The sequence below is a fragment of the uncultured Nostoc sp. genome, from assembly GCF_964247315.1.
Classification (GTDB): Bacteria; Cyanobacteriota; Cyanobacteriia; order Cyanobacteriales; family Nostocaceae; genus Nostoc.
The window spans coordinates 43,777-53,501 of record NZ_CAXTTT010000046.1; the positions used below are offsets into that span (position 1 = coordinate 43,777).

Sequence of the window (9,725 nt, forward strand, 5' to 3'; positions counted from 1 at the left end):
TTTTGCTAATCATTGTTTGTCATCTCTTTGCTAGGCACCGCTTTTCTACGCAGCCAGTTGGTTGGCACCGCTGAGGTTGGCATTGCTGAGGTCGGCACCGCTGAGGTTGGCATTGCTGAGGTTGACAATCCTGAGGTCGACATCACTGAAGTCGGCACTGATGAAACTGCTGACGTTGACATTTCTAAGGTCGGCACTGCTGAGGTCGGCACCGCTGAGGTTGGCACCGCTGATTTTGGCACCCCTGAAGTTGGCAATGCTGAGGATGGCACCGCTGAGGTTGGCATCGCCGAGGTCAGCATTGCTGAGGTTGGCACCCCTGAGGTTGGCACCGCTGAAATCTTTCTTAGCTAGACTCTCACCAGCTTGGACTAGTTTTTCAAGTGCTTGAATTCTTGCGTTACTATCCTTCTTTCCTCTAGCAGTATCAACAGTTTTCCAAAGTTGGTTTATCCTAATCGGTTTTTCAATAACTATGCCCAAACCCAGCGGGATAATTAAGAAAACAGCAATTGACCGAAAGCGATTATTCCGTCTTTGTCTGACACTTGCTTGAATAAACTCAATAGCTAGGTCAGATAATCTTAAGTTCTCAGTTTTTTGCTTATGAAAATCTTCTACCTCTCTTAACCGCTTTCCCTGAAAGAGATAATCCTTAACCCTTCGCCTATCTCGCCATTCAATAGCTGCCGCTTCAATTTTCCGCTTTTGTCGCAGTATGTCCCGACTTTCCTCAATCCATTTGCGTAATAGCAACCAATGGCGAATTAGTGCTTCATGTGCCACATCTACCACAGCAATTTGATTAGATAAGGTACTGGTGACAACTAGCTTCTCATCAGCTAACCGTTGAATTATTCTATTAATTACACCTTCTGGATGCTGTGAAGTAACTAAATCCCCTTGCAAAACTTGTCTGCGGGTATCTTCTGTTCCTTCTCCCAACTGCGTCAATTCTAAAAAAATCCGCTTTGTTACTTGCTGTTCCTCAAGTGATAATGACTCATAAACTTCTGTAGCGCGTGTTTGCAGGGTTCCCCTGACTCCACCTAGTTTGCTATACATAGTCAGGGTTAATCGTTCTTCAGTTCTTTGCTGCCATAGTTCTGTCAGCGTGTACTGTAACAACGGTAAACTCCCTGGTGAATCTTCTACATCTGCAATCATTTGAGAAACTAATTCCGGTTCTACTGCTAAGTTCATATATTCAGCAGGTTTGATAATTGCTGTTTCTAATTCCTCCCGATTCATCGGTGTTACTGTTACTAAATGCTCTTGAATTTTCTTAGCTAGTCCGCCATACTCTTGTTCCAGACATTTGCCAAAAAAATCAGCCCGCATTGTAATTATTAGGCAGAGTTTATTGTCATCTCGTTGCAAAGCACCTAGCACACATTCAAAAAACTGCTGTCGTTTTGTAATGTCTTGACATTGAGTAAAAGCTTCCTCAAATTGGTCTACCACTAACACGATGCGCTGAGTTTGACTAGCAGTAATCAACTGTCCTAAACCAAGTGCGCCTTTAGCTATTAATTCTTCTGCTTTTGCTAATTGTGATGCGCGTTCAATATCTGATAATTCTGATTCTACAAATGCCAGTGCTAAATTTTGTAAGGGGTTAATCCCTGGTCGAAATATTTTCAACTGCCAAGTATCGCTACCTGATAACTTGCGTCCTAACTTTAATTGATAAAGTAAACCTGCTCTGACAACACTAGACTTACCACTTCCTGATGCTCCCAACACAGCGAGGAAATTACCGGAGCGCACTTTTTCTAATAATTCGTCGGTTAACGCAGTTCTGCCATAAAATAAGTTAGCATCTGCTTCTGTGCAATCAAAATAAGACAACCCTTTGTAAGGACAAATAGCTGATATCTGTACTGTCGAGTTAACAACAGAGGAATTCCATTTGCGGGTGAGATTAATTGCTTCACCAGAGTTAGCAAAAATGGGACGCTGGGGGAACGGGTGATGTTCTTGATTGAGTAAGTCTACTAAAGTGTAATTACTCACCCAACGTTCTTGTTTTGGTTCCAAACCTTGAAGCAGTGCAGCAGTGAGAACGCTGTGTTGGCTGTTAATCTCTTCAAAAGCTACTTCAAAATCACGAGAAGCCGCAATAAAGCATCTGTCTCTACCTTTACCGCGATCGCCTGGATCTGCCTCTGCAAAATTTAGCACTTCTCCGCTATAGCAGCAATCCAAAATCACAATTTGTTGTCTGACTTCACTTTCTTGCAGCAGTCGTCGCAGCCATTGTAGAGATAATCCCCAATTACCCGCATCGGGGTTGACTTCACTCGTCGCTAAAAAGCCTTCCTGAATTCCTAAATTTTTCCGCAATCCATGACCAGAAAAATACAGTAGCGCTGTATCTGGCGGCTTACCATCTGGCTTAAACAATTGAACGATCGCTCTTTCTAATTGAGTTAAACTAACTTTAGTTTGCTTACCAATGCGAATCGTCTCATTTTCCTTGTCTTTGACTGCTGGGAGCCGCGTTACCCGAAATTCACCATATTGTTGTAAGATTTGAGCGATCGCTTCAGCATCCGTAGCTGGTGCGTTGAGACATTTTAAGCGGTCATACGTATTAATTCCCACCACCAAAGCGTCTCGACTCATCTTAGAAAGCCCTATGATAGTTGTGCCGAATTATTTCCAGCTTCTACAAGAAATTTACCGCATTTTCCGTAAAAATTTGTAGGTTAGCACATCTGGGCCACCCTACAGGCAATTCTTTCAGGCGAGATTTATCCTATGACTCAACTCACACCTATTCAGTTAGAAGATGGCACTATTATTTACATTGAAGCTACAGATAATGTAGATGCTCCACCAGTCATTACCGAAGTTTTTCCAGAGGGAGAAGAAGCACTAATTGATAAGGGATGGGATGCTGATGCTGCACAAAAGCAAATAGTCCAAAATTTCCAAGCAATTGAAGGTACAATTCGGGCTTACACTGTTTATTCACTTAATGCTTTTAAGAAAATCCCTGTTGCCAATATTGATAAAGTCACTCTAGAATTTGGCATCAAAGTTGGCGGTGAAGCAGGTATACCTTACGTAACTAAAGGCACGGCTGAAAGTAATCTTAAAGTAACAGTAGAGTGTTCATTTCCTGACCAACTGGAAAAACAAACTCAGCAATGATGAGTCAGAATATTGGTGCTGCTAAAATTTCGATTATTATTCCAGTTATTAATGAAGCAGGAAATATTAAAGAAGCAATTGCGACTACTCAACTCAGTACAAATATAGAAGTCATAGTAGTAGATGGTGGCTCAAAAGATAACACACTAGAAATAGCTCAGTCATTAGGTGTCAAAGTTCTTTCATCATTTTTCCCTGGTCGTGCTGTGCAAATGAACGCTGGTGCTTTAGCGACTAGCGGTGAGATTCTGTTATTTCTCCATGCAGATACCCGTTTGCCAACGGGGTTTGATGAGATGATTCGCACAGCATTACAACAGCCTGGGATTGTGGCTGGTGCTTTTAAGTTGCGGATTGATGCGTCACTTTTAAGTTTACGATGGGTGGAGTGGGGAGTAAATTTGCGATCGCATTTTTACCAAATGCCCTATGGCGACCAAGCAATTTTTTTAACAAGGGAAGTATTTCAGCAAATAGGCAGTTTTCCCGAATTGCCCATCATGGAAGACTTTGAATTCATACGTCGTTTAAAAGCGAAAGGACGTATTGCAATTATCTCCACACCAGTTGTTACCTCAGCTCGTAGATGGTTGCAAAAGGGAGTATTCAAAACTACGCTACTCAATCAAATAGTAATTATTGCTTATTTACTTGGCGTTTCACCTGAGCTAATTCGTCGCTGGTATCGCCGAGAAAAACTTAAGAGGGTTTAAGCTGTTTCTCATGTAGATAATATATCTTGAGGTCATTGGATTTGAAGTGTTGAGCTTCGGTGTTGAGTCTTTGAAGCTGAAACTTCAGGTTTTGAACACGAAACTTATAAAAATGAGGAAGCCTGACTCCCAAGGAGTCGCTTTGCGATCGCCAAACCACATCTGTGTATTTTTACGTTAAAGCATAGGTGCAAAGAGTACCACTAACCAGCGAACTTGAAAGTCAGTCAAAGACGGCAAAATTAAAACCATATACTGCCTATGCTGTCAATTATATTTGGCAGGATACTGTAACTAATTTAGCTGATATACGCCGTACTAATTTAGCCTCGCGGGTACTTGGTGATAATTGGGCTAATTTGTTAACAGCAGTTGGCTTATCAGAATTTGCCTGTGCGCCTTTGTTTTGCGTTATGGTTTGGAAAAATAATTGCGATACAGCTAAAGCGGTGGATAAACAGAAGATAACTCAATACTGACAGTGTTAATGCTGGAGGTTGATATTAGGAAATTTGTGAATGCTGGGAAGAGGGCCTTGTTTTGTTTGTTAACAATCTCATCTGTGATGCTAATTGCTAGGTAAAATCAATAGTGGAAATACTCATTTATCCGGGAGTAACGAACGTGGCAAATATTTACGGCACCTCTGGAAACGAGGATCTAGCTGAGACTCCAGCAAACGATAAAATATACGGCTATGAAGGCGATGACACTCTAATAGCTGGGCCGGGTAAAGACTACTTAGTGGGAGGAGATGGTAATGACATTCAGTCCATCAGTAAAAAACGTCCTCAGACAAACGATGGGCTAAACAACGATGACCCATGCCCTCCTGAGGTCGAGCCGACAAAAGTATTAGTTTTAAAATCTTTTGAATGCTTGCACAGTTATGCTGGCGGAGGCGACCCAATATGCCTGAGAGTCAACGACACAAATTTTTGGTGCTCTCCTTCTCCTATGAGCCCTCCACAATCTTACTCCCCCCTTCCTGGGAACGTAAACTTTAATGAAAATATTACGGTAGAACTATTTACTGGGAATATGAGTCTTGGCAGTGATACTATTGATGCAAACAGCACCTCGACCTCGTACCGATTCGATAGTGTTTACCCAGCTGACTACATCCTGACATATTACGTATTAAATCATTCAGATTAAACAATAACAGCCGAAACCCTAGTTGTCACGTAGCGGCAATTCATGAATTGCCGCTATATCGTGTAATGTTACTCCCGTTTTAATAATAGCTCTGCTCATATAGCGGACTTATAAATAGAGCAGTATTAGAAAACAGCATCAGAGTGAGACGGAATGTCAACAATTAAAATGCCTACTAGCCTATCCAAGGTTTAAGCAAAATTGAGGCAATTGTATTGGTTTAAAAAGAGTACATTCAATCACCCATTTGCTTGTTAATAGTGCGCTTAATCTAAGCAAACGGCAGGCACTAGCCTAATTCTTAATTATTCTCAGTTATCAATGAAACAGCACACTCACACATTCTGGCTTACAGGTGGGATTTTTCTTTTATGTCTAGTCGAGTTCAGTCCTACCCAAGCACAAAACGTCCCGGTTGCAGATACGACCTTGCCTACTAATTCCGTGGTTAACTCCTCTAACAAAAACAATATCAGCATCACTGAGGGAACCGTGGCGGGTCACAACCTGTTCCACAGCTTTCAGCAATTCAATATTGACGAAGGACAAAAAGTTGATTTCGTTAGTCCTAGCGTAGCTATCAAAAATATTTTAATTCGGGTGACGGGTGGTAGCCCCTCCCAGATTATGGGAACTCTCAGCACCTCTGGTTTTCTTAATCCTAATCTATTTCTAATTAACCCTAAAGGGATTGTTTTTGCTCCGAATGCCAAATTGGACATTCATGGTTCGTTTGTAGCAACGACAGCCAATGCCATCGATTTTGGAAATCAGGGCTTTTTCAGTGCTTCTGCTCCTAATAATCCTGAATTACTGACGGTGAATCCTTCTGCTTTTCTATTCAATCAAATTGCCAATCAGCCGATTAATTCTATTCAAGTAAATAGAGCATCTCTATCGGTTGATAACGGTCAGAATTTGTTGTTAATGGGCGGCAATGTCACCTTAGATAATAACGCAAATTTGAACGTACAGGATGGTCGAATTGAGTTGGGAGGAGTCGCAGCATCGGGAACAGTAGGGCTAAATGATGAGGCTAATACTCTACGTTCAAATTACCCTGTAGAAGTGCAACGAGCAGATGTATCACTTACGAAATCTCAAGTTAATGTAATAGGCAAAGGAGGAGGTAGTATTGCAATCAACGCACGAAATTTAGATGTTTTGAAACGAAGTAGTCTTGAGGCTGGGATAGGAAGAGATATGAAGTCAGATGGTACTCCAGCAGGAGATATTACGCTTGATGCTACAGAAGAAATAAAAATTTCCTCCGGTAGCCTTATCAGAAATGACGTAAATTTTAATGCCATAGGTAATTCTGGCAGTATCCTGATTAAGGCAGGGTCGCTCTCCTTAGCCGACAACGCTAGACTCAGCACCACCATCAACGGTGACGGGGAGACTAAAGGTATATTTATACAAGCTAATAAGTCTGTATTTATTGCAAATAGTTTTCTTACTACAAGTCCAAATGAAGAAAAAGGCATTGGCAATTCTAGTGACATCAACATTAAAACTGGGTCATTATACTTAACCGATCACTCTACACTGAATGCCACCACTTCTAGAGAAGGGCGTGCTGGGAACGTGATTATTGATGCTCAAAATACCGTCTTTGTTGAGAATAGCAAAGTCTCTAGCGGTACTTTTGGGTTAGGAAATGGTGGCGCGATCAATATCAAGGCTGGGGAACTTACCTTAAGCAGGGGTGGTGTAATATCGTCCACAACCACTGGAGAAGGAAATGCAGGCAATATTAATATCTCTCCCGTCAATGCTTTTAGCTCTGTCAACATTTCTGGGGTTAATGCAGATCCAAAAGTGGCATTCTCTAGCGGCTTGGTGACTTCTAGTGAGAAAGAAGGCGCTGGTCAGGGTGGCAATATTAATGTGACTACTGGGAAATTGCGCCTATCAGACGGAGGAGTTTTGACTGCGCGAACTAGAAGTGCCTCCCCAGGCGGTAATATCACTGTTAACGCCAACACTCTTGAGGCTACTAATGGCGGACAAGTCATCACCAGTACCTTCGGCACCGGACGTGCAGGTGACATCACGGTAACAGCCACTGATAGCGTCAAAATTTCTGGGATCGATCCGACTTACTCTGATCGGTTAAACCAGCAAATCAATCCGACTATAGTTGATATAGTTGATAATGATGGTTCTGCCAGTGGTCTGTTTGCTCGCGTACTAGGTGAACAAACTGCTGATGCAGGTAACATTTGGGTAAAGGCTCGCTCTATCAACTTAGACAACCAAGGAAAGATTTTAGCTACAACCACATTAGGCGAGGGTGGTAATATTAAGTTGCAACCGCAAGACTTTTTGCTAATGCACCGTGGCAGTCAGATATCCACCAGCGCAGGCACTAAAAGGGCTGGTGGAAACGGCGGCAATATCACCATCGATGCCCCTAATGGCTTCGTCGTTGCCGTGCCAGATGAAAATAGTGACATCACTGCCAATGCTTTTACAGGCAAAGGTGGGAGAGTGGATATCAAAGCTTTTGGCATTTATGGTATTCAGTTTCGTGAAAGTCCGACTCCCTTAAGTGACATCACTGCTAGTTCAGAATTTGGTACACAAGGCACTGTAGAACTCAACACCCCAGATATTGACCCCAACAGTGGTTTAACCGAATTGCCAACAACACCAGTTGACACCAAAGTAGCCCAAGGTTGTTACAGTCCTGGTTACGCCCAAAACCGATTTGTGATCACTGGACGCGGCGGTTTACCACCCAATCCCAAAGACATTCTCACTCCAGATGCGCCACAAATAGATTGGGTATCCTTTAAACCCCGTAACAACAACCGTTCCTTACCACCTGTTAGGATTGAATCAACTACTTCCACTCCTAAACGCATTGTTGAAGCAACAGGTGCGACACTAAACGCATTTGGACAAATAGTCCTGAGTGCTAATTCACCCACCCCTACTGCTCATACTTCCATACAGAACCCAATTCAATGTTATGGTAGCTAAAATTACTCATATTTTTGTAGCGTCCTGCTTACTTATCTTATTGAGATACTAACCCAAGTTGCTAGTTATTGATTCAGGCGATGTCTACGACGGGCTACGCCTACGCTTTGTGCAACAAAATCTCCTCCAGATGTGAAAAACTACGGGGAATATTTTCTTATCGGACGCCATCTCTCACAAAATTGGGCTTGCCAACAAATGAACAAATATCCTAAATTTCAAGCAATTAATTTAGCAGTTGCTAACGAAGGGTGGAAAATTGTTTTGCTAACTCGTCTATTTCCTGTCTTTCCTTTCAATTTATTGAATTACGCTTTTAGAGTTACACAAGTTTCTCTCAAAGATTATATATTAGGTTATTTTGGCATTATTCCTGGTACTGTAATGTACGTTTACATTGGTTCTTTAGCTGGGATGAGCAACAAAGCCCTCATGTAGAGACGCGATTTATCTCATGTAGAGACGCGATTTATCGCGTCTAAAAGATTAACACGTTAAAAAGACGCGATAAATCGCCGTCTCTACAGAGCGCAATCAAAATTATTTTCTCATTAAAAAATAAAAACTGGTATGCACCCTTTCAGACTTCAGTGCATAAGTTCTAGGAAAATTAAATTTACACAGCGCTTATGAATAAAAAATAAAACACACCTTATAGTACTTTCGCCAGTTTAAATTAACCTAGACGCAGACTGAGCAAATCAGATGACAGATGTTTTTATCTCCTATTCGCGCCGGGACAAGGAGTTTGTCGTTACTCTCCAAAACGCCCTCAAAGCTCAGAACCGTGAAACCTGGGTTGACTGGAAAGATATTCCTTTGACTGCTGACTGGTGGGCAGAAATTGAAGCGGGGATTGAAGCAACTAACACCTTTGTCTTTGTAATTAGCCCAGATTCCATTGCCTCTAAAGTCTGCCATCAAGAGATTGAACATGCAGTCAAAAATAATAAGCGTCTCGTGCCAATTGTGCGGCGAGAAGGCTTCGACATGGAGCAGGTTAATCCTGCCCTTGCCAAGCACAACTGGCTGTTCTTTCGGGAACAAGATAATTTTGACACTGTTTTTCCCCAGCTAATTAAAGCAATTGATACTAATTTAGAATATGTGCACGGGCATACGCGCTTGCTAATTCGGGCGCTGGAGTGGGAGAACAAGGGACGTAACGACAGCTTTTTGCTACGTGGAACTGATTTAGACGCAGCAGAGCAATGGCTTGTCTCTAGTGCAGCTCAACAACCCCAACCAACCCAACAGCAGAAGAACTACATTAGTAAAAGCCGCGAAGCTGAAGCAGCGTATCAAAGATTGATGAAAGCTGGACAGCAGGCAAGACAGATGGTTCGCATTGGTTTTGGCGTGCTGGCTCTGACATTGGTATCAGCAGCAATAGCTGGAGCCTGGGCAAACAAAACTATTCAAGAAGCCCAAGAAGGCACAAGGCTAGAGCGAGAGGGAGTTGCAGCTCAACAGCAGTTTGAGTTGCAATCAATAGAAGCTTTACTCTCAGCTATGAGCGCAGCACAAGGGTTGCAGTCACTCGTTAAGGATGGTCGCCCTTTAGAACAATATCCAGTCGCCAGCCCCATATTAGCTTTACAAACAATTTTAGATGGGATTCAAGAACGGACGCAGCTTACAGGGCATCAGGGTTCAGTCAGAAATGCCAGTTTTAGCCCCGATAGCAAGCTGATTGTCACTGCAAGT

7 protein-coding genes and 1 pseudogene are annotated in these 9,725 nt (G+C 42.4%); 7 read left to right on the forward strand and 1 reads right to left on the reverse strand.

What is annotated here, in order from left to right; all coding sequences use genetic code 11:
• Positions 1-45 precede the first annotated feature (45 nt).
• Entirely contained in the window at positions 46-2,628 is a 2,583-nt protein-coding gene (locus ACFE93_RS15515; protein ID WP_375474134.1) for a pentapeptide repeat-containing protein, read from the reverse strand.
• A gap of 135 nt (positions 2,629-2,763) precedes the next feature.
• Between ACFE93_RS15515 and ACFE93_RS15520 the strand changes: the two genes are divergently transcribed.
• The 7 genes and pseudogenes from ACFE93_RS15520 to ACFE93_RS15550 form a co-directional block, all read left to right on the forward strand.
• On the forward strand, positions 2,764-3,159 hold the full coding sequence (locus ACFE93_RS15520) for a CU044_2847 family protein (protein ID WP_375474135.1): 396 nt from the start codon (positions 2,764-2,766) through the stop codon (positions 3,157-3,159).
• Complete coding sequence (locus tag ACFE93_RS15525; protein ID WP_375474142.1) at positions 3,159-3,872, forward strand: TIGR04283 family arsenosugar biosynthesis glycosyltransferase; 714 nt, start codon at positions 3,159-3,161, stop codon at positions 3,870-3,872. The genes ACFE93_RS15520 and ACFE93_RS15525 overlap by 1 nt, the downstream gene beginning before the upstream one ends.
• A 188-nt stretch (positions 3,873-4,060) precedes the next feature.
• Entirely contained in the window at positions 4,061-4,351 is a 291-nt protein-coding gene (locus ACFE93_RS15530; protein ID WP_375474136.1) for a DUF928 domain-containing protein, read from the forward strand.
• A gap of 112 nt (positions 4,352-4,463) precedes the next feature.
• Positions 4,464-5,030 (forward strand): hypothetical protein, encoded by a 567-nt coding sequence (locus tag ACFE93_RS15535; protein ID WP_375474137.1) that lies wholly within the window; start codon positions 4,464-4,466, stop codon positions 5,028-5,030.
• A 321-nt stretch (positions 5,031-5,351) separates the two neighbouring features.
• A complete protein-coding gene (locus tag ACFE93_RS15540) occupies positions 5,352-8,018 on the forward strand; it encodes a filamentous hemagglutinin N-terminal domain-containing protein (RefSeq protein WP_375474138.1) in 2,667 nt (888 codons plus the stop codon).
• A gap of 153 nt (positions 8,019-8,171) precedes the next feature.
• Positions 8,172-8,432 (forward strand): annotated as a pseudogene (locus ACFE93_RS15545) (TVP38/TMEM64 family protein); the annotation flags it as partial.
• Positions 8,433-8,723: 291 nt separating this feature from the next.
• Positions 8,724-9,725: TIR domain-containing protein (locus tag ACFE93_RS15550; RefSeq protein ID WP_375474139.1), on the forward strand; the 1,002-nt coding region annotated here is incomplete at its 3' end.

Excerpts from the sequence above, each read along its gene's own strand:
- ACFE93_RS15515 (WP_375474134.1), bottom strand. The coding sequence starts at position 2,628 with ATGAGTCGAGACGCTTTGGTGGTGGGAATTAATACGTATGACCGCTTA.
- ACFE93_RS15520 (WP_375474135.1), top strand. The coding sequence starts at position 2,764 with ATGACTCAACTCACACCTATTCAGTTAGAAGATGGCACTATTATTTAC.
- ACFE93_RS15525 (WP_375474142.1), top strand. The coding sequence starts at position 3,159 with ATGAGTCAGAATATTGGTGCTGCTAAAATTTCGATTATTATTCCAGTT.
- ACFE93_RS15540 (WP_375474138.1), top strand. The coding sequence starts at position 5,352 with ATGAAACAGCACACTCACACATTCTGGCTTACAGGTGGGATTTTTCTT.